Annotated in this window: 20 protein-coding genes and 1 tRNA gene; 10 read left to right on the top strand and 11 right to left on the bottom strand. The window is 70.0% G+C overall.

Annotated features, from left to right (window positions below; translation table 11 throughout):
- Positions 1–3: 3 nt before the first annotated feature.
- On the bottom strand, positions 4–582 hold the full coding sequence (locus tag ABZ880_RS39590; RefSeq protein WP_361273673.1) for a TetR family transcriptional regulator: 579 nt from the start codon (positions 580–582) through the stop codon (positions 4–6).
- Positions 583–708: 126 nt separating this feature from the next.
- Between ABZ880_RS39590 and ABZ880_RS39585 the strand changes: the two genes are divergently transcribed.
- Entirely contained in the window at positions 709–1,908 is a 1,200-nt protein-coding gene (locus tag ABZ880_RS39585; protein WP_361273670.1) for an MFS transporter, read from the top strand.
- Between the two features lie 76 nt (positions 1,909–1,984).
- Here the strand turns inward: ABZ880_RS39585 and ABZ880_RS39580 are convergent, their stop codons facing one another.
- The 6 genes from ABZ880_RS39580 to ABZ880_RS39555 form a co-directional block, all read right to left on the bottom strand.
- Entirely contained in the window at positions 1,985–3,661 is a 1,677-nt protein-coding gene (locus ABZ880_RS39580; RefSeq protein WP_361273668.1) for a long-chain fatty acid--CoA ligase, read from the bottom strand.
- Between the two features lie 124 nt (positions 3,662–3,785).
- A complete protein-coding gene (locus ABZ880_RS39575) occupies positions 3,786–4,346 on the bottom strand; it encodes a SigE family RNA polymerase sigma factor (RefSeq protein WP_361273665.1) in 561 nt (186 codons plus the stop codon).
- Between the two features lie 159 nt (positions 4,347–4,505).
- Positions 4,506–5,672, bottom strand: a complete 1,167-nt coding sequence (locus ABZ880_RS39570; RefSeq protein WP_361273663.1) for a lipid-transfer protein — start codon at positions 5,670–5,672, stop codon at positions 4,506–4,508.
- On the bottom strand, positions 5,669–6,073 hold the full coding sequence (locus tag ABZ880_RS39565; RefSeq protein ID WP_361273660.1) for a MaoC family dehydratase: 405 nt from the start codon (positions 6,071–6,073) through the stop codon (positions 5,669–5,671). The genes ABZ880_RS39570 and ABZ880_RS39565 overlap by 4 nt, the downstream gene beginning before the upstream one ends.
- Positions 6,070–6,990, bottom strand: coding sequence for an OB-fold domain-containing protein (locus ABZ880_RS39560; protein ID WP_361273658.1), 921 nt, complete (start codon positions 6,988–6,990; stop codon positions 6,070–6,072). The genes ABZ880_RS39565 and ABZ880_RS39560 overlap by 4 nt, the downstream gene beginning before the upstream one ends.
- Before the next feature lie 262 nt (positions 6,991–7,252).
- Positions 7,253–7,564, bottom strand: coding sequence for a hypothetical protein (locus ABZ880_RS39555; RefSeq protein ID WP_361273655.1), 312 nt, complete (start codon positions 7,562–7,564; stop codon positions 7,253–7,255).
- A gap of 378 nt (positions 7,565–7,942) precedes the next feature.
- On the opposite strand from ABZ880_RS39555, the gene ABZ880_RS39550 reads away from it, so the two are divergent.
- From ABZ880_RS39550 to ABZ880_RS39535, 4 genes are all read left to right on the top strand, one after another.
- Complete coding sequence (locus ABZ880_RS39550) at positions 7,943–8,809, top strand: bifunctional DNA primase/polymerase (RefSeq protein ID WP_361273652.1); 867 nt, start codon at positions 7,943–7,945, stop codon at positions 8,807–8,809.
- Positions 8,810–8,872: 63 nt separating this feature from the next.
- Positions 8,873–9,304 carry a hypothetical protein gene (locus ABZ880_RS39545; RefSeq protein ID WP_361273649.1) on the top strand — a complete coding sequence of 144 codons (432 nt, stop codon included), beginning with the start codon at positions 8,873–8,875 and terminating at the stop codon, positions 9,302–9,304.
- A 215-nt stretch (positions 9,305–9,519) separates the two neighbouring features.
- Complete coding sequence (locus ABZ880_RS39540) at positions 9,520–10,086, top strand: DUF6232 family protein (protein WP_361273646.1); 567 nt, start codon at positions 9,520–9,522, stop codon at positions 10,084–10,086.
- Between the two features lie 23 nt (positions 10,087–10,109).
- On the top strand, positions 10,110–10,454 hold the full coding sequence (locus tag ABZ880_RS39535) for a hypothetical protein (protein WP_361273643.1): 345 nt from the start codon (positions 10,110–10,112) through the stop codon (positions 10,452–10,454).
- Positions 10,455–10,534: 80 nt separating this feature from the next.
- On the opposite strand, the gene ABZ880_RS39530 is transcribed toward ABZ880_RS39535, so the two are convergent.
- A tRNA-Ser gene (locus ABZ880_RS39530) sits at positions 10,535–10,621 on the bottom strand.
- Positions 10,622–10,887: 266 nt separating this feature from the next.
- On the opposite strand from ABZ880_RS39530, the gene ABZ880_RS39525 reads away from it, so the two are divergent.
- Positions 10,888–12,102 carry an acyltransferase gene (locus tag ABZ880_RS39525; protein ID WP_361273641.1) on the top strand — a complete coding sequence of 405 codons (1,215 nt, stop codon included), beginning with the start codon at positions 10,888–10,890 and terminating at the stop codon, positions 12,100–12,102.
- A 94-nt stretch (positions 12,103–12,196) separates the two neighbouring features.
- Here ABZ880_RS39525 and ABZ880_RS39520 read toward each other — a convergent pair whose 3' ends face one another.
- Entirely contained in the window at positions 12,197–13,672 is a 1,476-nt protein-coding gene (locus tag ABZ880_RS39520) for a trypsin-like peptidase domain-containing protein (protein ID WP_361273639.1), read from the bottom strand.
- Positions 13,673–13,929: 257 nt separating this feature from the next.
- Here ABZ880_RS39520 and ABZ880_RS39515 point away from each other — a divergent pair, with 257 nt between their 5' ends.
- The 3 genes from ABZ880_RS39515 (at position 13,930) to ABZ880_RS39505 (ending at position 16,618) form a co-directional block, all read left to right on the top strand.
- Positions 13,930–14,757, top strand: a complete 828-nt coding sequence (locus ABZ880_RS39515; RefSeq protein WP_361273637.1) for a glycerophosphodiester phosphodiesterase — start codon at positions 13,930–13,932, stop codon at positions 14,755–14,757.
- 156 nt (positions 14,758–14,913) lie between these two features.
- Entirely contained in the window at positions 14,914–15,561 is a 648-nt protein-coding gene (locus ABZ880_RS39510; RefSeq protein ID WP_361273635.1) for an ATP-binding protein, read from the top strand.
- A 91-nt stretch (positions 15,562–15,652) separates the two neighbouring features.
- Entirely contained in the window at positions 15,653–16,618 is a 966-nt protein-coding gene (locus ABZ880_RS39505) for a DUF5926 family protein (RefSeq protein ID WP_361273633.1), read from the top strand.
- Between the two features lie 244 nt (positions 16,619–16,862).
- Here ABZ880_RS39505 and ABZ880_RS39500 read toward each other — a convergent pair whose 3' ends face one another.
- Both ABZ880_RS39500 and ABZ880_RS39495 read right to left on the bottom strand, forming a co-directional pair.
- Positions 16,863–17,426 (bottom strand): hypothetical protein, encoded by a 564-nt coding sequence (locus ABZ880_RS39500; RefSeq protein WP_361273630.1) that lies wholly within the window; start codon positions 17,424–17,426, stop codon positions 16,863–16,865.
- A 56-nt stretch (positions 17,427–17,482) separates the two neighbouring features.
- Positions 17,483–18,148, bottom strand: coding sequence for a bifunctional DNA primase/polymerase (locus tag ABZ880_RS39495; RefSeq protein ID WP_361273627.1), 666 nt, complete (start codon positions 18,146–18,148; stop codon positions 17,483–17,485).
- Positions 18,149–18,643: 495 nt separating this feature from the next.
- On the opposite strand from ABZ880_RS39495, the gene ABZ880_RS39490 reads away from it, so the two are divergent.
- Entirely contained in the window at positions 18,644–20,155 is a 1,512-nt protein-coding gene (locus tag ABZ880_RS39490) for a PP2C family protein-serine/threonine phosphatase (protein ID WP_361273947.1), read from the top strand.
- The last annotated feature ends 65 nt before the right edge of the window (positions 20,156–20,220 follow it).

Here is a 20,220-nt window from a genome sequence, read left to right as displayed (position 1 = left end):
TGCTCACTTGGCGACGAGCCTGCGCGCCGCCTCCTTGATGGAGTCGCGCAGGCGGTCCGTGTCGGTGTCGTCTGCGCCCACCAGGACGCGGCGCATCTGCGGAACGACGGTGGACCAGTTGGCGATGGCGACCAGCAGGAAGAGCAGATCGCGGGCGGGGATCGCGTCGGTGATGACGCCCCGGTCCTGGCCGTCCTGGACGGCTGCGACCTTGCGGCGGTAGTGCTCCTGGCGCTCGTCCTCGTCGGGCAGTTCGGTGAAGCCGTACTCCATGCCCTCCCAGAAGAGCAGGCGCAGCAGTTCGGGGTGGGCCGCGTGGTAGTCCATCAGCCGGTCGATCCAGCCCTCGATGTCGTCCGGGTCGACGGGGACGGAGACGGCGAGGTCGACCATGGACTTGCCGAGGACCTGGGTGAACAGCTCCGCCTTGTTGCCGAAGTAGGCGTAGATCAACTGCTTGTTGGCCTTGGCCGCGGCCGCGATGCGGTCGATGCGCGCCCCGGCGATGCCATGACGGGCGAACTCGGCGACCGCCGCCTCGAAGATCCGGGCCTTGGTGGCCGCGGGGTCCCTGACTGCCATGGGGGCAGGGTACCGCGCTTGTAACCAACCGTTTGGTTGACAGGGAATCAACGGGCGACGCAGACTGTTCCCCCTTCCAACCAACCAGTTAGTTGCTAGAGTCGGCTCGAAGGAGTCCCGCAGCTCATGTCCTCGACAACCGCCACCCGAGAGGCCGCCGCCCCGGTCCGCGAGACGGAAGACGCGGCCCAGCATCTCCTCCTTCCCCTGATCGCCCTCTGCACCGCAGTCACGGCCGCCAACATCTACCTCGCGGCACCGCTGCTCCCCCTGATCGCCCACGACTTCGGCTCGACCCCGTCGGCGGTGGCCTGGATCGCCTCGGTCGCCCAGTTCGGCTACGCGGCCGGTCTGCTCTTCTTCGCCCCGCTCGGCGACAGCGTCAGCCGGCGCCGCCTGGTCGCCGTGCTGTCGGTCGTCACGACGGTGGCCCTGATCGCGGGCGCCATGGCCGCCGGGACCACGGCCCTCGCGGCCGCCGTCCTGATCGCCTCCGCGGCCACCGTCGTCCCCCAGCTGCTCGTCCCGCTGGTCGCCGAACGCGCCCCCGCCGACCGCCGCGCGCGCCATGTCGCCGCCGTCATCGCGGGCCTGTTCACCGGCATCGTGGCGGCCCGGGTGCTCGGCGGCCTGGTCGGCCAGGCCTTCGGCTGGCGGGTGGTCTTCGTGGGCGCGGCCGCGTTGACGGCCGTACTGGGCCTGGCGACCGCGTCCGTGCTGCCGGCGGAGACACGCCGCCGCCAGGGGCCGCTCTTCGCCGGACTCGCGGCCATGCCGTCGGTGGTCCGCCGGTCGCCCGACCTGTGGCGGGCGTGCGTGCGCCAGGCGGGGATGTACGGCGCCTGGAGCGCGCTGTGGACCTCGCTCGCCCTGCTGCTGACGGCCGGGGGCTACGGCTTCTCCACCGCCACGGCCGGTCTGTTCGGCCTCTTCGGCCTCGCGGCGAGCGTCGTGGCACCGCTGGCCGGTGGCCTGGTCGACCGCTTCGGCGCCGCCAAGGTCGTACGGTCCGCGTATCTGCTCGCCGCCGTGTCCGTCCCGCTGTTCTGGCTGGGCGGCCGGGTGCTGGTGGCGCTGTTCGTGGCTGCGATCGCCGTCCACGCGGCCCTCGTCGCCTCCCACGTCGCCAACCAGACCCTCGCCCTGACCACCACCTCGACCCCGGCCACCGCCAACAGCGCCTACGTCGTCGCGGGCTTCGCCGGCGGCGCCTCCGCCTCGGCCCTCGCGGGCCTCGCCTTCAGCCACTGGGGCTGGGGCGGGGTGTGCGCGGTGGCGGGGGTGTGGCTGCTGCTGGGATGGACCACGACGTCCGTACGGCGGTGAGGCGTTGGTCGTACGGCAATAAGGGACTCGGTCGTACGGCGGTGAGGCCGCCGTACGACCCTGCCGTGGGCGTTCCTCAGAGCTTGGTGACGTCCAGCTCGCCCTCCGCGTACTGCCTGCGCAGCACCTTCTTGTCGAACTTGCCGACGCTCGTCTTCGGCACCGCCTCGATGATCGTCCAGCGCTCAGGAAGCTGCCACTTGGCGATGTGGCCCTCGTCGGCGAGGAAGGCACGCAGGCTCTCGAAGTCGGCGGTGGAGCCCTCCTTCAACACGACCGTGGCCAGCGGGCGTTCGCCCCACTTCTCGTCGGGGACGGCGACCACGGCCGCTTCGGCGACGTCGGGGTGCGACATCAGCGCGTTCTCCAGGTCCACCGACGAGATCCATTCGCCGCCGGACTTGATGACGTCCTTGGCGCGGTCGGTGAGGGTGAGGAAGCCCTCGCGGGAGATCGTCCCGACGTCGCCCGTCTTCAGCCAGCCGTCCTCGCTGAACTTGTCGGCCGGGCGCAGCGGTTCGGCGTCGGGGCCGTTGTAGTACGCGCCCGCGATCCAGTTGCCCCGCACCTCCAGCTCGCCGGCCGACTCGCCGTCCCAGGGGAGGCGCTCGCCGCCGGGGCCGCTGAGGCGGGCCTCGACGCCGGCCGGGAAACGGCCCTGGGTCAGCCGGTACGCGAACTCCTCGTCCGTACCGATCGCATGGGCCGGCGGGCGGGCGATCGTGCCGAGCGGGGAGGTCTCCGTCATGCCCCAGGCGTGGCAGACCCGCATGCCGAGCTTGTCGAAGGCCGACATGAGAGAGGGCGGGCAGGCCGAGCCGCCGATGGTGACCTGGGTGAGGGAGGAGACGTCACGGGGCTTGGCGTTGAGCTCGGCGAGCAGGCCCTGCCAGATGGTGGGCACGGCGGCCGCGTGAGTCGGGCGCTCCGACTCGATCATCTCGGCGAGCGGGGCCGGCTGCAGGAAGCGGTCCGGCATCAGCAGGTTGACGCCGGTCATGAACGTGGCGTGCGGCAGGCCCCAGGCGTTGACGTGGAACTGCGGGACCACGACCAGCGAGGTGTCCTGGTCGGTCAGGCCCATCGACTGCGCCATGTTGACCTGCATGGAGTGCAGATAGATCGAACGGTGGCTGTACACCACGCCCTTGGGGTCGCCGGTGGTGCCGGAGGTGTAACACATGGCGGCGGCCTGGCGTTCGTCCAGCTCGGGCCAGTCGTACGTGGTCGGCTTGCCGGCGATCAGCTCCTCGTACTCGTGCACCTGCGGCGCGGCGTCCGCGAGCAGGGTGCGGTCGCCCGGTCCGAACACCACCACGTGCTCCACCGGCTTCAGATGCGGCAGCAGGGGGGCGAGCAGTGGCAGCAGCGAACCGTTGACGATCACGACCTTGTCGGCCGCGTGGTTGACGATCCAGGCCAGCTGCTCGGCCGGGAGGCGGAGGTTCAGGGTGTGCAGCACCGCGCCCATGGAGGGGATCGCGAAGTACGCCTCGACATGCTCGGCGTTGTTCCAGGCAAGAGTCGCCACACGGTCGGCGTCCGTGACACCCAGTTCCTCGCGCAGGGCGTGCGCCAGCTGGGCCGCGCGGGCGCCGATCTCGGCGAAGGAGCGGCGATGCGGCTCGCCCTCGCCGGTCCAGGTGGTGACCTGCGATGTTCCGTGGATCGTCGACCCGTGGGCCAGGATCCTCGAGATCAGCAGCGGTACGTCCTGCATCGTGCTCAGCACGGCGTCCTCCCGGGGCGACATTGCCTACGCGGCAGTAAGGGCTGGGCCGATTCTGCGCACATACCGCGCGGTATGTCACTAGGTGCCGGTGATCGATCAGGTCACGTTGCCCCACATGGACGCCCCACGGACCGCCCACTACACCTCACTGTCGAACAAGTCCCAGCTCAGGGTCCTCCCGCAGCTTGCCGAGCGCCCGCGACACCGCCGACTTCACCGTCCCGACCGACACTCCCAGCACCTCGGCCGTCTGAACCTCGCTGAGGTCCTCGTAGTACCTGAGGACGACCATGGCCCGCTGCCGGGCGGGCAGCTTCTGGATCGCCCGCCACATCGCGTCGTGCAGCGCCTGCTGCTCGGCCGGGTCGTCCCCACCGGGCACGGGCTCCGGCTCGGGCAGCTCCTCGCACACGAACTCGTCGACCTTGCGCTTGCGCCACTGCGACGTGCGTGTGTTCAGCAGCGCCCGGCGCACATAGCCGTCGAGTGCACGGTGGTCCTCGATGCGCTCCCAGGCGACATAGGTCTTGGTGAGCGCGGTCTGCAGCAGGTCCTCCGCGTCGCTCGGGTTCGCGGTCAGCGACCGGGCGGTACGGAGCAGCACCGGCTGGCGGGCCCTCACGTACGACGCGAACGACGGGTAGGCAAGGGTCTGCGTCGCCGGATCGGCGGCGGTCGAAGCGCTGGTGCAGACGGTCGTGGTCATGGCTCCACGCTATGAGCGCACCCACCTCCGGCGGATCGGCCGCAGGTCCCGAAGCAGACTCCGCCTCAGGTTGTAGGGGTGGAGCTAGCTGCACCTCCTGAAGGTGGACGAGCGGGTCGGGGGTACTGCGGGACGACCCCCTAGGGCCCACCGGGGAGCTCAGCCGTCCGCGGCCAGGACCAGGCCCGATGTGGGGACCCCCGTGCCCGCGGTGACCAGGACCCTGCCTGCCCGCGGTATCTGGTTCACAGCGGTCCCGCGCAGCTGACGCACCCCCTCCGCTATCCCGTTCATCCCGTGGAGGTAGGCCTCCCCGAGCTGCCCTCCGTGCGTGTTGATCGGCAACGTCTCCCCGGCCACGAACTCCGCCGCCTCCCCCTTCCCGCAGAACCCGAACTCCTCCAGCTGCATCAGCACGAACGGGGTGAAGTGGTCGTACAGGATCGCCACGTCCACCTCGGCCGGCGTCAGCCCCGAGGTGCGCCACAGCTGGCGGGTCACCACTCCCATCTCCGGCAGGCCGGTCAGGTCGTCGCGGTAGAAGCTCGTCATCTGCTCCTGTCCGCGGCCCGCTCCCTGGGCGGCGGCCGCTATGACGGCGGGCGGACGGGGCAGGTCACGGGCCCTTTCCACCGACGTGACGACGATCGCCTGGCCGCCGTCCGTCTCCTGGCAGCAGTCCAGGAGTCTCAGTGGCTCCACTATCCAACGCGAGGCCGCGTGGTCGGCGAGGGTGATCGGTCTCCCGTGGAAGTACGCCGCGGGGTTCGTCGCCGCGTACTTCCGGTCGACCACGGCGACATGCCCGAACGCCTCCGGGGTCAGCCCGTACGTGTGCAGATAGCGCTGGGCCGCCATCGCCACCCATGAGGCCGGGGTGAGCAGACCGAACGGCAGGGACCAGCCGAGCGCCGCGCCCTCCGCGGACGGCTCCCGGTGCTGCACCCCGGAGCCGAATCTCCGTCCCGACCGCTCGTTGAAGGCGCGGTAGCAGACGACGACCTCAGCTATGCCCGTCGCCACCGCGAGCGCCGCCTGTTGGACCGTCGCACAGGCCGCCCCGCCGCCGTAGTGGATCCGGGAGAAGAAGGACAGCTCGCCGATCCCGCAGGCCTGGGCAACGGTGATCTCCGGGCTGGTGTCCATCGTGAACGTGACCAGCCCGTCCACATCGCCCGGTGTCAGTCCCGCGTCCGCCAGCGCGGCCCGCACCGCCTCCACGGCCAGCCGCAGCTCGCTGCGCCCCGAGTCCTTGGAGAACTCGGTGGCCCCGATGCCGACCACCGCCGCCCGGCCGCCGAGGCTGTCGCGGGTGCGGACGCTCATGACGCACCCCCCGGTCCTTCGGCCGGGACGGTCACCGTCACCGTGCCCGTGACGTGGTTGCCGATCCCGTTCGCCCCGACCACGCGCACCGTCGCCGTCTCGCCTTCGACCTCCTCGATCCGCCCCGTCAACACCATCGTGTCCCCGGGGTGGTTCGGCGCCCCCAGCCGTATGGCCACCTTGCGGAGCACGGCCGTCGGGCCGAAGTGGTCGGTGATGTAGCGGCCGATCAGGCCGTTCGTCGTGAGGATGTTCATGAAGATGTCCGGGGAGCCCTTCTTCCGGGCCAGCTCGGCGTCATGATGCACGTCCTGGTAGTCGCGGGAGGCGATGGCGCCGGCGACGATCAGAGTGCGGGTGATCGGGATCTCCAGAGGAGGGAGCGCGTCGCCGGGCTTCATGCCGCGTCCTCCAGGGTGCGGAAGACGGGGAGCACCAACTCCTCGTCGTACGACTGGAATTCGAGCCGGACCGGCATGCCGATGCGCACCTTGTCGTAGGGCGTCCCCACCACGTTGCTGATCATCCGCACCCCTTCCGCCAGTTCGATCAGCGCGACCGCGTAAGGAGGGGCGAAAGCCGGGAAGGGCGGGTGGTGCATGACGACGTACGAATGGACCGTGCCCTCGCCGCTCGCCTCCACCGTGTCCCAGTCCGGGCAGCCACAGGTGTTGCAGCCCGGAAGCCAGGGGAAACGGAGCGTTGCGCAGTCGGTGCAGCGCTGGATGAGCAGGCGGTGGCGCTCGACGCCCTGCCAGAAGCCGGCGTTGTCGCGGTTGACGACGGGGCGGGGGCGGCGGGCCGTCGGCTTCGGTGCGCGGCGTGCGGGGGCGTACTTGAGGATGCGGAAGCGGTGTGTGCCCGCGAGGTCGGGGCCCACCCGGATGTCCGTCCGCGTCGTGACGAAGTAGCCCGCGCCCAGCTTCGTCGTCTTTCGCTCCGACACCGACTCGATCACCGTGTCGAACGTGACCTCGTCCCCGGGGCGCAGTGGCCGTACGTACTCCTGCTCGCAGTCGGTGGCGACGACCGAGGTGCAGCCCGCCTCGTCGAGCAGGGCGAGCAGCTCGTCGTACGCGTCCGTGCGCCCCTCATGCCCGGAGAGGCCGCCCATGATCCAGGCCTGGAGCATGGTGGGGGGCGCTATGGCGTCGGGCCCGACATAGGCAGGGCTGGTGTCCCCCATGGCCTCGCACCAGTGCCGGATCATCGGCAGGTTGACGGGGTCCCTGCCCACTCCGGCGACGGCCGCCGCCCGCCCCTCGTAGGCCTTCAGCCGACTCCCCAACTCCTCGCTCGCTCCCGGCTCTTCGCTCACCGCCGCCCCCTCGCCATCTCCTGCCGCATCGCATTGACACTTCTGGTACACCGCTGCCGCCGAGCGGGTTCCCACGATCTCGACGGGAGTTTCTGACTGTCCGTCAGATACGGTGCACTGTCAAGGACGTGACCGCAGGCGAACGTCAAGCTCGCGGCCGTACACGAAAACGCCTGCGCGGCGGCACCGAAGTACCGCCGCGCAGACGCCTTGCACCCCACGGAGCACGCCCCAGAACTCCCGGAGAGTCAGGGCCGTCGGCTCACCACAGCTCGGTGAAGTTGACGGCGACGTTCTTGTTCCCCTGGTTGATGGAGGTGAACGCGGAACCGTTGACCTGGGCGGTGTTGCTCTGGTTCGAGGCGCCGGAGCCGACCGCGCTCTGCTGCGTGGTGGACGAGTTGCCGTTGTTGTCGTGCCCGACACCGCTGCCGACGATGCTCGCGACACCCGCGTTCGATCCGTCGCCGGCGAAGGCGCCGTTGTCCGCCGCCGCGACGCCGGTGAACAGGGCGGCTGCCAGCGGGAGGGCGGAGACGGCGGCGATGACGCGGGCGGTACGGATGCTTGCCATGTTGTTCCTCCAGAACACCAAGTACGCACCGGCTGCTGGCCGGAAGCGCTTGTAGTACGTGAACTACGGCTGTTTTCAAGGCAGTTGGCCGACCGCCTCGGTGCTGTGCACGACGTCGCAAGATCAGAGTTGCCCACCGAATCCCCGGCGAACCACCCCGGACGAGGCGATTCGCCCTCAAGTGCTACAACAAGTCGATAAACCCCTATCGCGACTTCTAACTCCCAGACAGCAACAGATCAGGCCAGTACGGACGCCTCCATCGCAAGTGCCGCAAGGGCCGAAGCGTTCCGGCACGTTTCCGGCCAATCCTCCCGGCCCGGCGCGTCGCCGCCGATTCCTCTTCCATTTTTCGAACATGCGTACGAAAATGGAGGCATGGCCACCACAGACCGGCAGGCCACGACGCTGGCCCTCGCACACGCCCTGTCAGCCGCCGAGCGCGGACTGGCCGTCATTCCCCTGTCCCGGACGAAGCTGCCGGCCCTGCGCTCCCCGCACCGCGAAGACCCGGATCCCAAGCCCTGCCACGGCGAGTGCGGCCGTCTCGGCCACGGGGTGTACGACGCCTCGACCGACCCGGCGCGCATCCGCGAACTGTTCACCGCGGCCCCCTGGGCGACCGGCTACGGCATCGCGTGCGGCCTTCCGCCCCACCATCTGATCGGCATCGACCTCGACACGAAGTCGGGCACGGACTCCTCCGCCGCCCTGCGCGAACTGGCCCTGCGCCATCTATTCACGATCCCCGACACGGTGGTCGTCCTCACCCCCAGCGGCGGCCGCCACCTCTGGCTGAGCGGCCCGCCCGACATCGTCGTCCCCAACTCGGCGGGCCGCCTCGCCCCCGGCATCGACATCCGCGGCGCCGGCGGCTACCTCGTCGGCCCCGGCTCCCGCACCGACCACGGCGTCTACGGCACGGCGCCGGGCACAGCCCACCTCGCCCCCGCGGCCTGCCCGCCCGCCCTGCTGCGCCTGCTGCTGCCGCCGCCCCGCGCCCAGCAGCCCACACCGCAGACGAGCGGCGACCACGGCCAGGGCCTGGTCCAGTTCGTCCTGGCCGCGCACGAGGGGCAGCGCAACACCCGCCTGTTCTGGGCGGCCTGCCGCGCCTACGAGGACGGCATCGGCCCGGCCCTGGTCGATCCCCTGGTCGAGGCCGCCCTCAACACGGGCCTGACCGAACGCGAGGCGCGCGCGACGATCGCGTCGGCGGCACGGATGACGGGGCACCGGCCGTGAGACCGGGGCACCCGCAGCACTGAACAGAGGAACTGCATGCACCACCGCCCCAGAGTGCGGACCATGTCGCTGTCCCGCGTGGTCCTCGCCTCCGGCCGCTGCGTCGACCTCGCCGACCTGCGCCTTGCGTCGACGTACGGGGGAATGCCGGAGGGCTACCCCTGCAGGCCGGTCAACGACATGGTGATCAAGGGCCTGATCCGGGCCGCCGAACGCACCTGCCCCGCCACCCCGGTCCACCTCGTCCCGCCGCCGCGCGAGTACCCGCACCAGTACGCCGGTGCCCTCGGCCCGGTCGAGGTGCTGCCGTCCGTCGCGTGCGTCGGCACGTTCCGCTCCACGGCACTGGACCCGGCCCATGATCCGCTGCTGTACCGCTCGGCCCTCACGGTGATCTGGTTCCAGCCGACGACCCGGATCCCGTCCGAGTGCGATGCGGAGGCTTCGTTGCGCGAGCTGGACTGGGACGAGCTGGCGCGGGATTGCGAACTCTAGTCTGCATTTCGCGCCAGTGCGTCACCCCTTCCGACCCTGCTGACTCTCCCTCACCGACCTTCCGGATAAGGCTTGTTGGGCCAATATCAACGGAGCACACTGCTCGGCATCGAATTCCGGAGCCGAGTGCGCTCCGCGCGACGGGGGATCTCATGCCGAACACTTCATCCAGATCAGCCCTGCCCTGCGCCGCTCCCGCCCGAAGGTGACGTCGTATGGCCAAGAGGCGCGTCGGTGAAATCGTCATCAGTCGAAGAGTTGTTCAAATCGGGCACGAGGTGTACCCGCTGGCGAATATCTCCCGGGTCCAGCTGCTGGAGGTCCGCTGGGGCGGCAGACTCGCCACCTTCCACCCCCTGCGCCGGATGCTCTCGGTGGCCGTCGTGGCGGGTGTGGTCGTCGCGGCAGCCGTACTGGTGCCGCCCGAGCTCCCGGCCGGCACCGATCCCGACATCGAGCAGTTGGCCCACCAGTTCGCCGTCATTGTCGCCGGGCTGGCCGGCGCGGCAATGACGTTCCATCTGGCGGTCTTCCTTTACCGGCTCCTGTTCAGAAAGCGCCGCTATGCCCTCGTCATCGAGACGGCGGGAACCCAGTACACCGCTCTCACAGGAACCGATTTCACCGAGATCCAGCGCATCAAGAGCATCATCGTCGACGCCATCGAGAATCCGCCCTTCCAGGCAATGCACGTACAGGTGCGGGGCGATGTCGTGATGGGCGACAAGGTGGGCCGGGATCAGTACAAGCAGAGCGGACCCGGAAATCGCATGTTCACCTGACGAGCCTCGAAAGGCCTTAAGAAATGTCTGACTTCGTGTACGGAGACAAAGTCGGCCGGGATCAGTACAAGCAGGTCGGCGATCGCAACGTCCAGTCGGTCCGGCACTCGGAAGGCGTCTCCCGGGCCGAGCTGGACGCCGCCGTCGCCGAACTGCGCTCTTTCGTGGCCGAGTTGACCCGGGCCGGTCTGGTCGCCCCGGACGGCAGCGTCACCGATCCCGGCGCGGTGGTCGCCGCGGTGAACTCGCAGCCGGGCCGCTTCCAGGCGCTCGGCAGCGCCATCGCCGGCGGCGCCAAGGACGCGGTCCTGTCGATCGTGCAGGGCGGGGTGGCGGCACTGGTCGCGGCCCTCGTGGGGAAGGTCTGAGACGGCGCGCGTCTTGGGCCCTCCCGACACAAGACAGCTGGGGTGCCGGAAGCGTTCCGGCACCCCAGCTCTGCGACCAGCGGTGGGTGTGGGATTTGAACCCACGGTGACATCGCTGCCACGACGGTTTTCAAGACCGTTCCCTTAGGCCGCTCGGGCAACCCACCTCCGCCGCCGCCCACCTGGGGCGGAGCGGGTACAGCGTACCGGGATCACGGCGGGCCGTGGGCGGCGTGGTCCGGATGAGGTCCGACCGGCACGGACTTGCGCCCGATTTGGTACAGGGTCCGTAATTGGTCATACGGGTGCAACCTTCTCGCCAGAGGTGAACCTCCTCGCTCCGTGCGACGTACGAGTCACGATGGGTGGCGCAGCGGCCGCCCCGGAGGGTCACCTAGGTGCCGAGAGGAAGGGCCGAACAATTTCTCAGGAAATGAACGGCACCAGCCAGGTGCAGGGTCTGGACGGACTCCGCGGTCTGGCCGCACTGTACGTGGTCCTTTTTCACTGCTGGCTGCTGAGCTTCTCGGGCTTTCCCGAGAACTCGGGCCCGTCCTGGCTGGGCTGGCTGATGTACGGCCGTCTCGCCGTCGTCTTCTTTCTCGTGCTGTCCGGATTCTCGCTGGCCATCTCTCCGGCACGCCACGGCTGGCACCAGGGCAGCATTTCCCGGTTCCTGCGGCGGCGCGCCTGGCGAATCCTTCCGCCGTACTGGGCGGCACTCGCACTGAGCCTGATCATCGCCGTCTTCGTGGTACCCGCCTCGCATCACGGTCCGCCGACCGACAGAACAGTTCTCGTGTACGGCTTCCTGGCCCAGGACCTGTTCCCGGCACACACACCGAACGGTGCGTTCTGGTCGATCGCCGTGGAGGCCGAGCTCTATCTCCTCTTCCCGCTGCTGCTCTTCGTCCGGCGCCGCCTGGGCGCGGTGTTCCTGGTCACCGGCGTGACCCTGTTCGCGGTCGTACGGGGGCTGACGGCGGAGGACGGCACCCCGGTCGAGGGCGACTACTGGCTGACCCCGAATCTCGCCCCCGTATTCGTCGCCGGCCTGGTCGGCGCGGGAGTCCTTGTCGCGCGGGAGAGGATCCGGCGCCTGCCCTGGCACTGGCTCGCCGCCCTGGCCGTGATTCCGGTGCTGTCACTCATTGCCGTCAAGGGATCGGCGTGGACGGTGAATCACTACTTCTGGGTGGACCTGGTCATCGCGCCCGCCATGGCGATGTTCATCGCGGCGGTCGCCACCGGGCGCCCCGCCTTTCTGATGCGGTTCCTCGCCACCCGGCCCATGCGCAGCCTCGGCAACTTCTCCTACAGCCTCTATCTCATCCACCTGCCGATCGTCATGATCGTCGTCCGGAAAATCGCCCCGGACTACATGTCGGCCGGACTGCCCACATTCTGTTTCACGCTGATTCTGGCGCTGCCCGCATCGGTCTTTGCGGCATGGCTGTTCGCCGAGATCTTCGAGATGCCGTTCAAGCGAAACAGGTCCTGGAAGTCGATGCTCTCGGCGGGCCGTACAGGCGCGCGTGCCGAGTGGGCGACGAGCCCCGGGGTGAACCGGTCCCCGCAGACGCCGATGCCGGACTCGGCTGCGGCGAGCGAGCATTACTTGCGCGCAGGTGCAGGAGCGGGAAGGTGACAGGCCCGGCCTCGGGGGGGCTCGGGCAACGCACCCGCGCCGCCGACTGATCGGCGGCGCGGGGAGGGACGTGCCGGATCGATCCGCGGGCGGGTCAGCTGTCGCCCGTGCGCGAGCCCAGGGTGAGCTCGACCGTGTGGGTCTTGCCGCCGCGCTCGTAGGTGATCGTGACCTTGTCGCCGGGCTTGTGGGTCCAGATCTCGCCTATGAGGGTCGGGCCGGAGTCGATCACATGGTCGTCGAGCTTGGTGATCACGTCGCCGGGCTTGAGGCCGGCCTTGTCGGCGGGGCCGCCGGACTCGACCGCGGAGGCGCCGCCGGTGCCCTGGTCGGTGATCTTCGCGCCGCCGGAGGAGTCCTCCAGGGAGACGGACGCGCCGATCTTCGCGTAGACCGGCTTGCCGGTCTTGATCAGCTGCTGGGCCACGTACTTGGCCTGGTTTATCGGGATGGCGAAGCCCAGGCCGATCGAGCCGGACTGGCTGGTGCCGCCGAGGCCGCCGCTGCTGGTCGACTGTATGGCGGAGTTGATGCCGATGACATTGCCCGAGGCGTCGAGCAGCGGGCCGCCGGAGTTGCCCGGGTTGATCGAGGCGTCGGTCTGCAGGGCGCTCATGTACGACGCGTTGCTGCCGGTGCCGTCACTGGAGGCCACCGGGCGGTTCTTGGCGCTGATGATGCCCGTGGTCACCGTGTTGGACAGGCCGAAGGGGGCTCCGATGGCGATCGTCGAGTCGCCCACCGCCACCTTGTCGGAGTCGCCCAGGGTGAGGGGCTTGAGGTCCGACGGCGGGTTCTTGAGCTTGATGACCGCGACGTCGTAACCCTGGGCGTGGCCGACCACCTCGGCGTCGTACTTCTTGCCGTTCGGGAAGGTCGCCGTCAGCTTGCCGCCGTCGAGCGCGTCCGCGACGACGTGGTTGTTGGTGACGATGTGGCCCTGGGTGTCGAAGACGAAGCCCGTGCCGGTGCCGCCCTCGCCGCTGTTGGACTCGGCCTCGATGGTCACCGTGCTGGGCAGCGCCTTGGCGGCCACACCCGCGACCGTGCCCGGGTCGCGCTTGACGGAGCCGCCGCTGTCGGACGCGGAGACGGTCGTCGAGCCGGTGTTGTTGTCGTTGTTCTTGGCCAGCGTGTAGCCGAGACCGCCGCCCAGGCCGCCGGCGACCAGCGCGGCCACCAGGATCGCGGCGACGAGACCGCCGCGGCCGGACTTCGGGGAGGACGGCTGCTGCTGGTACGAGGAGCCCCAGCCGGAGTTCGAGCCGCCGCCGCCGTCGGCGTACGACGGGGTCGCGGGCGGCGGGGGCGGCCAGGAGGCGTCCGGGGCCGATCCGCCGGAGCCCTGCTGGGCGCCACCGGACTCCGTCGACGCGTACGCGGGCGCGTGCCCGGCGTGTACCAGCTCCTGCTCCTGGGCGCCGGGGGCGCCCGGAGGCGTCGCCGGGAGTGGGGTGGTCGGCGCGCCACCCTCGGGGGCGGCGGGTGCCGAGGGAGCGGGAGCGTCCACCGGCACGGGGGGTGCAGACGGGGCCGGGGGTACCGCGGTGCCCTCGTTCTCGGTGCTCACAGCTTCTCTCCTCGATCCACGGCTGTTGTTCTCGGTCGCACTCCGTCACGCCCGTTCACGTTGGTCGACGGTCCGTGCGCTGCAGCTGTGCATGTTCCCTTTGTATGCCGTCAGCTTTTCCCATGCGCCGTCAGGGCACCATAAGCGGTGCCTGTGGGTCCGGGGCCTTTCCTTATATAGGCCATGACAGGCAAAAGGGACGCAACCTCTGCTCCTCCGGTCGCACGACTACCCCCTCGCGGTGGCACCATGACGCGGTGACCCACGCACGGCAGCACCGGATTCAAGTCGTCGCCCATCGCGGAGCCTCCGAAGAGGCCCCCGAGCACACCCTGGCCGCGTACAAGAAGGCGATCGAGGACGGTGCGGATGCCCTCGAGTGCGATGTACGTCTGACGGCGGACGGCCATCTCGTCTGTGTTCACGACCGACGCGTCAACCGTACGTCCAACGGGCGGGGAGCGGTCTCGGCGCTGGAGCTCGCCGAACTCGCCGCCCTGGACTTCGGCTCGCGCAAGACGCGGGAGTTCTGGCGCAACCGCGACGAGGAGCCCGACTGGGAGTTCCGGCCCGAGGACCGGGAGGACACCTCCGTACTGACCCTGGAGCGGCTGCTGGAGCTGGTCGCGGACGCGGGGCGGCGGGTGGAGCTGGCCGTCGAGACCAAGCACCCGACGCGGTGGGCGGGACAGGTGGAGGAGCGGCTGATGATGCTGCTCAAGCGGTTCGGGCTGGACGCCCCGGCCTCCGCCGCCGAGTCGCCCGTGCGCGTGATGAGCTTCTCGGCGCGGTCGCTGCATCGCGTGCGTGCCGCCTCGCCGACGCTGCCGACGGTCTACCTGCTGCAGTTCGTCTCGCCCCGGCTGCGCGACGGGCGACTGCCGGCCGGTGTCCGGATCGCGGGCCCCTCGATCCGGATCGTGCGCAATCACCCCGCGTACATCGAGCGTCTGAAACGGGCCGGCCACCAGGTGCACGTGTGGACGGTGAACGAGCCCGAGGACGTGGACCTCTGCGTCGACCTGGGCGTCGACGCCATCATCACCAACCGCCCGCGCGCGGTGCTGCGCCAACTCGGCCGTTGACCGGTCATTGACATGTGTCACTGGTAAAGACCTGTGAAGAACTCTTGACCCTTCCACCCCACTGGCATCATCCTCCGATTCCGGACACCGTCGAAAACCAGCCACACGACTACAGGGAGTGCTCCGGCGCGTTCGGTCCGTATTCGATCGTTGCGAATGCGTCACCGGACCTGGATTGGCCGGTTTCCGGTACAGGCCAATGGGGCATCCACACCGTGGCGTGGGGCAAAGGAGGTCTCGGGGGTGGCGTTGGTGGTGGCACAGGAGGTGCCCACGTCGTCGAGCATGGCCGTACCCCATGGCCCTGCGGGCGTGGGGGAGGCGAGACACCGTATGCGCGAGCAACTGCGCACGGGCGGCGTCTCGGAAGCGGTCATCGACGATGCCGTACTGATTCTTTCCGAACTCTTGAGCAATGCGTGCAAGCACGGCCGGCCACTGGGCGACGCCCTCGCCGGGGACGGAGACGTACGGGCCGCGTGGCGCGTGGACGTGGGCGGTCGGCTCACGGTGGAGGTGACGGACGGCGGCGGGCCCACCCGCCCGGCTCCGGCCACGCCCTCGGTCACCGCGCACGGCGGCCGCGGGCTGAACATCATCACCGCGCTCGCCGACGACTGGGGCGTCCGCGACGACACCCGGGGCGAGGTCACGGTATGGGTCGTCGTGCACGACGACGTTCATGATCCGGACGCCGGGCGCATCCGTGACACCTTCGCTACGCGCGTCACGACCCCGTCGGTCTCGAGGATTCCGGCCATGCCGGGCCTGGACTTCGCGGACGCGTTCGACGATCTGGACTGAACACCTGGCTGTCCACAGGTCCCCGTGGGTCACGGCGTGAACGGCTAGGCTCCCGACGTACGAGACGAGCCGTAACCGGGAGACACCCACGATGGCCAAGAAGCGACCTCAGACGAAGGCCAAGCGCCCGCAGATCACGGATGGAGAGATCCCGGTTGTCGGCGCACGTGAGCCCTGCCCCTGTGGCAGCGGCCGCCGTTACAAGGCCTGTCATGGACGGGCCGCCGCGCACGCCGTGACCGAGCTGGTGCACCGCCCCTTCGAGGGACTTGCGGGCGAGTGCGACTGGGTGGCGCTGCGTGAGCTGGTGCCGGCGGCGACCGTCGAGCTGCCGCTGAAGGGCGGGCTCCCCGAGGGCGTTCCCTCGGTCACGCTTGCGACGGTGCTGCCGATGGCCTGGCCGGCCCTGCGCCGTGACGACGGCTCGGTACTGCTGGGCCTGCAGAACGACACGGCGTCCGGAGACATCAGCCGCGACCTCGCCGACACCCTCCAGCGCGCACTGACCGCCGAGCCGGGCACCCCGGTCGAGGGCCGCCGCGCTCCCGCCGACGGTCCGCGACTGCAGGATCTGCTCGACCCCGAAGGCGCGTTCGAGCCAGTTGTGCACAGCGGCTTCGAGTTCTGGGTCCCGGACTCCGAGAACGCCACCCCGGAAGTGGCCGCCTCCCTGGAGCGGGCCAACGCCGCGGCCATCCCGACCGCGAAGCTCACGGGCGTGGACGCCGCGTACTGGTGCGAGACGCCGGACAAGAACCACCTGCGCTGGGTCATGCCGCACCCGGAGGAGCAGCTTCTGGACGCCCTTGCGCGACTGCACGCGGCGGGCCGGTCGAACCTCGGTGAAGGAACGCGCCTCGTGGGTTCCTTCCGCGCTCACGGGCTCACCGTCCCGGTCTGGGACCTGCCGAGCGGGGTCTCGGCGGAGGACATCGAGAAGCCGGCGGCCGAATTCGCCGAGCGCCTCGCCGCGGCCCTCGCTTCGGACGCGCCGCTGACCCCCGACGAGCGCCGCGCGCGCGGCGGTCTCACCAACCGCCAGGTCACGCTCAGTTGACAGACGGTGACGCGACTCGGTTCGGCTGACCGACCGGTCAGCCGAACCGGATCTTGCGGAATCGGTGGGTCCGGTCACAAGTCCCGCTGGGAACAAGCAAATACGTGACTGGAAAGACCGGATCGAATTTGCGAACCGCCGATCTCTTGTTACCGTTCCAGTAGCCCGGTTGCTGGTGCATCCCCCGTCGCCAGCAACCGGGTCTTTTCATGTGCACGGTCCCTTGACGGAACGCAGCCGTCCGTCAACTGCCCCCGGGTTCCCCGGAGTTGCTCCCGGATCGCAGCAGCAGCGGCCCGCTCCCGCCCCGTGCCGCGAACTCCGCCACCGCCGTGTAGGCGTCCAGCGAACCCTGGGTGCGCCTGCGCGGTGTCTCGCACATCTCCGGCTCGTCCCCGGCGCTCACGTCGCAGTTCATCTGCAGGGTGCGGCCACCGGGTCCCATGAGGCTCAGTGCGGAGTCCAGAGCGCCACCGGTCGCATTGCGGTAGTAGGTGCGCGCCCAGGTTTCCTCACCCTGCGTCAGCACACAGGTCTGCGCCTCGATGCCGTCGGGGGAAGTGAGTTGGGGGCCGCAGCGGGCGGCGGTGGCCAGGCCCAGGCCGAGTTGCAGGGCGGCGGAGGCGGTGGGTGTGAGGGAGGGTGCCTTGGCGTCCTCGTCGCGCGGGGAGGCACGTACGGCTTCGCGAGCGGGAGCACGTACGACGACGCGGCCTTCGTCACCCACCGGTCCCGCGGATGCCACGGCCAGCGGCAGCGCAACCGCGCACACCACGATGCCCGCGAGAGCGGGCAGACGGAGGTTCATACTCCGGAAGATAACGACCGCAACCGGGCGCGCCGTTCCGTGCGCGCCCGACACCCCTACAACTCGGGCGCGCTCACACCCGTACGAGTGAGGGCCTCGACGGCGGCGTCCACCACGGGCTCGACGTCGGGCACCCAGGGGGAGGCGGAGCCGGGCAGCGGAGCACGCTCCCAGCGGATCTCGCCCTCGCCGGTCTCGGACGGGGGCAGGGCCAGATAGCCGCCCTCGCCGTGGAAGCGGAGGGAACCGGGGACGAAGTCCTTGGCGTAGAGGAGCTCGCCCAACTGCTCCATGGAGTACGGCTTCACCAGGATCGCCCAGCGGCTGGGCGAGGCCACGACCGGGCCGAGGCGCATGCCCATGCGGTCGAGCGCGGTCAGCGCGTGCGAGGCGGCGAGGGCCGGCAGGCTCACCGCGCAGGGGGCCTTGCCGCCGGTGGCCAGGACGATCGGCGCGGCGGGCCGGTTGGCCCACCACCAGCGCACCATGCGGGCGTCGGTCGTGGCCGCGAGGAGGCCGGGATCGAAGGGGTGCGCGCCGGGCACCGTGCACTCGGGGTCGGGGCAGCCGCAGCGGGAACGCCCCTGCGGGTCCGCCGCCACACCCGGGAGTACGGGCCACTGCCATTCCGTCGCGAAGGTCAGGGCCGCGCTGATCAACTCAGGCCTTCCGTCGCTGCGCTTGGACAGGAGCCTGCGTCGCCTTCCGAGGATCTCGCGCATGAGCGCTCGTTCCTTTCCGTTGCACCGCTGGCAACACCGTGGGGGCCACATCACACCATGTGTCGATCACTTCACTGTGCGTACCTGTTGGCGCATCACACCCCTGCCGGAGGCAAGGGGAACCCCTATGGGTCGAACGTTGACTGCATCCGCGGCAGCCTCGTCCATGCTGCATCCATCAAAAGCATGGGCGTGGCGTGGGGGTGGCGAAGTCTGGCGTTTTGCCGTCCCGCGTATTTCTCTTCGCCTCCGCCACGGGAGGATGGGGCACGGTCGTCGGTGGCTAAGACGCCCGGGTCGGTCACCAGGTTCCGGGTGGCTGTCAACCACCCCTGGTCTTCTCCGAGTACGTACCCATCACGACCGCTGTGACGCTCTGTGGAGCAAGCCCAGTCGACCGCAATACCCCGTTACCCGAGTCAGTTTTAAGCCAACTTTGCCTTTTGGCAAGGGGACCACTGGTAACCCATGGACACCAGGAATCCCGGCAGGACAATGCTGGACATCCCCTCACGAGTGCGTGTACATGTGGAGACACTGCTAGCGGCGCAGAATGACATGGGGGTTTGCGATGCTTTTGAGCAATACGCACCGGTCGGAAAGCCGGACGCCATGAACGCCCCTCACGCTCCGAAAGTGGCCGGAATCGATTCAACGGTTCCATCGCCCGCACACACTGTCGCGCCCGCGCCCCCCGCCTCGGGCTCCTCTCCGGTCTCCCCGCCGCATCCACCGGGGGCGTTGCTCCAGGACCGGCTCGCCGGCTGGGTCTCGGACCTCACGACACTTCACGAACTCACCGAACGTCTGGCCCGCACGGACTCACTAGCCGACGCCCTGACGGAACTGCTGCACGCCGGAGCCGCCCTCGTGGGTGCCCGGCGCGGTCTCGTCGTGCTGGAACCGGGCGACGGGCTCGGTCCGGACACGACGATCGGCCTGGGCCTCGCCCGTGCCGACCTCGGTCACATCGAGACCGTGCCGCGCAGTGCCATGTCGTACGGCCGCATCCTGGACGGACTGCCGGGCGCGGACGGCGAGATCGCACAGCCGGACCTGTTCGCCGAGGACGGTCTCGATCCCCGGCACCGCGAGGTGGCCGCCCGCCTCGGCTACGCCGCCTGCTACGCGCTCCCCCTGGCCACCGAGTCCGCGGACCGTCTCGGCGCCGCCGTGTGGCTGTACGACGAGCCCGCCGAGCCGGTCGAGCGCCAGCGGCACCTGGTCGGGCTGTACGCCCGTTACGCCGGTGAACACCTGGCCCGGCTGGTCGAACTGGAGCGTACGCGCGCGTGCATGGCGACGATGGCCGAGGAGCTGCTGCCGTCCCGGCTCCCCCGCGTCGCCGGAGTGCAGCTCGCCGCCCGGCACCGCACCGGCCCGCGCGGGGGCGGCGACTGGTTCGACGCACTGCCGCTGCCGGACGCAGCGCTGGGCCTTGCGGTCGGCTCGGTGACCGGTTCCGGGCCGAGCGCGGTCGCCGCGATGGGACGGCTGCGGGCCTCCTTGCGGGCGTACGCCGTGATGGAGGGCGAGGATCCGGTTGCGGTCCTGTCCGACCTGGAGCTGCTGCTCCGCCTCACCGAGCCCGCCCGCTCCGCGACCGCCCTGTTCGCCTACTGCGAGCCTTCTTTGCGCAAGATCACGCTGGCCGGTGCCGGGCACAGCCCGCCGTTGCTGATCGGCGATCGGCGCATCGAGTTCGTGGAGACGTCCGTGTCCGCGCCGCTCGGCATGCTCGCCTGCTGGGAGGCGCCGAGCGTGGAGTTCCAGGTGGAGCCCGGCGAGACGGTGCTGCTCTACACCGACGGCCTGCTGCACCGCACCGGCGACGCCACCGACCGTGCCTTCGCGCGGCTGCACGCGGCGGCGGCCGGAGTGCCCAGGGCGCTGCGGCACGACCCCGACGCGATCGTCGACCACGTGCTGCGGACGGTGCTGCCGGACGGGCTCGACGCGGCCGACGGCGAGGAGGACGTGGTCCTGCTGGCGGCGCGTTTCGAGTAGGAACCGGTAACAGGTCTTCCGCCCCAGGGCCCCCTTCCGTACGACCGTACGATGGAGGGGGTCCA

Source organism: Streptomyces sp. NPDC047043, assembly GCF_040644055.1.
Taxonomy (GTDB): domain Bacteria; phylum Actinomycetota; class Actinomycetes; order Streptomycetales; family Streptomycetaceae; genus Streptomyces.
This window is presented reverse-complemented; position numbering and strand designations above follow the sequence as displayed.

What these genes read in the sequence shown, in the direction of transcription:
- ABZ880_RS39590 (WP_361273673.1), bottom strand. Translation starts at nt 582, where the DNA reads ATGGCAGTCAGGGACCCCGCGGCCACCAAGGCCCGGATCTTCGAGGCG.
- ABZ880_RS39585 (WP_361273670.1), top strand. Translation starts at nt 709, where the DNA reads ATGTCCTCGACAACCGCCACCCGAGAGGCCGCCGCCCCGGTCCGCGAG.
- ABZ880_RS39580 (WP_361273668.1), bottom strand. Translation starts at nt 3,661, where the DNA reads ATGTCGCCCCGGGAGGACGCCGTGCTGAGCACGATGCAGGACGTACCG.
- ABZ880_RS39575 (WP_361273665.1), bottom strand. Translation starts at nt 4,346, where the DNA reads ATGACCACGACCGTCTGCACCAGCGCTTCGACCGCCGCCGATCCGGCG.
- ABZ880_RS39570 (WP_361273663.1), bottom strand. Translation starts at nt 5,672, where the DNA reads ATGAGCGTCCGCACCCGCGACAGCCTCGGCGGCCGGGCGGCGGTGGTC.
- ABZ880_RS39565 (WP_361273660.1), bottom strand. Translation starts at nt 6,073, where the DNA reads ATGAAGCCCGGCGACGCGCTCCCTCCTCTGGAGATCCCGATCACCCGC.
- ABZ880_RS39555 (WP_361273655.1), bottom strand. Translation starts at nt 7,564, where the DNA reads ATGGCAAGCATCCGTACCGCCCGCGTCATCGCCGCCGTCTCCGCCCTC.
- ABZ880_RS39550 (WP_361273652.1), top strand. Translation starts at nt 7,943, where the DNA reads ATGGCCACCACAGACCGGCAGGCCACGACGCTGGCCCTCGCACACGCC.
- ABZ880_RS39545 (WP_361273649.1), top strand. Translation starts at nt 8,873, where the DNA reads ATGTCGCTGTCCCGCGTGGTCCTCGCCTCCGGCCGCTGCGTCGACCTC.
- ABZ880_RS39540 (WP_361273646.1), top strand. Translation starts at nt 9,520, where the DNA reads ATGGCCAAGAGGCGCGTCGGTGAAATCGTCATCAGTCGAAGAGTTGTT.
- ABZ880_RS39535 (WP_361273643.1), top strand. Translation starts at nt 10,110, where the DNA reads ATGTCTGACTTCGTGTACGGAGACAAAGTCGGCCGGGATCAGTACAAG.
- ABZ880_RS39525 (WP_361273641.1), top strand. Translation starts at nt 10,888, where the DNA reads ATGAACGGCACCAGCCAGGTGCAGGGTCTGGACGGACTCCGCGGTCTG.
- ABZ880_RS39510 (WP_361273635.1), top strand. Translation starts at nt 14,914, where the DNA reads ATGCGTCACCGGACCTGGATTGGCCGGTTTCCGGTACAGGCCAATGGG.
- ABZ880_RS39505 (WP_361273633.1), top strand. Translation starts at nt 15,653, where the DNA reads ATGGCCAAGAAGCGACCTCAGACGAAGGCCAAGCGCCCGCAGATCACG.
- ABZ880_RS39500 (WP_361273630.1), bottom strand. Translation starts at nt 17,426, where the DNA reads ATGAACCTCCGTCTGCCCGCTCTCGCGGGCATCGTGGTGTGCGCGGTT.
- ABZ880_RS39495 (WP_361273627.1), bottom strand. Translation starts at nt 18,148, where the DNA reads ATGCGCGAGATCCTCGGAAGGCGACGCAGGCTCCTGTCCAAGCGCAGC.
- ABZ880_RS39490 (WP_361273947.1), top strand. Translation starts at nt 18,644, where the DNA reads ATGCTGGACATCCCCTCACGAGTGCGTGTACATGTGGAGACACTGCTA.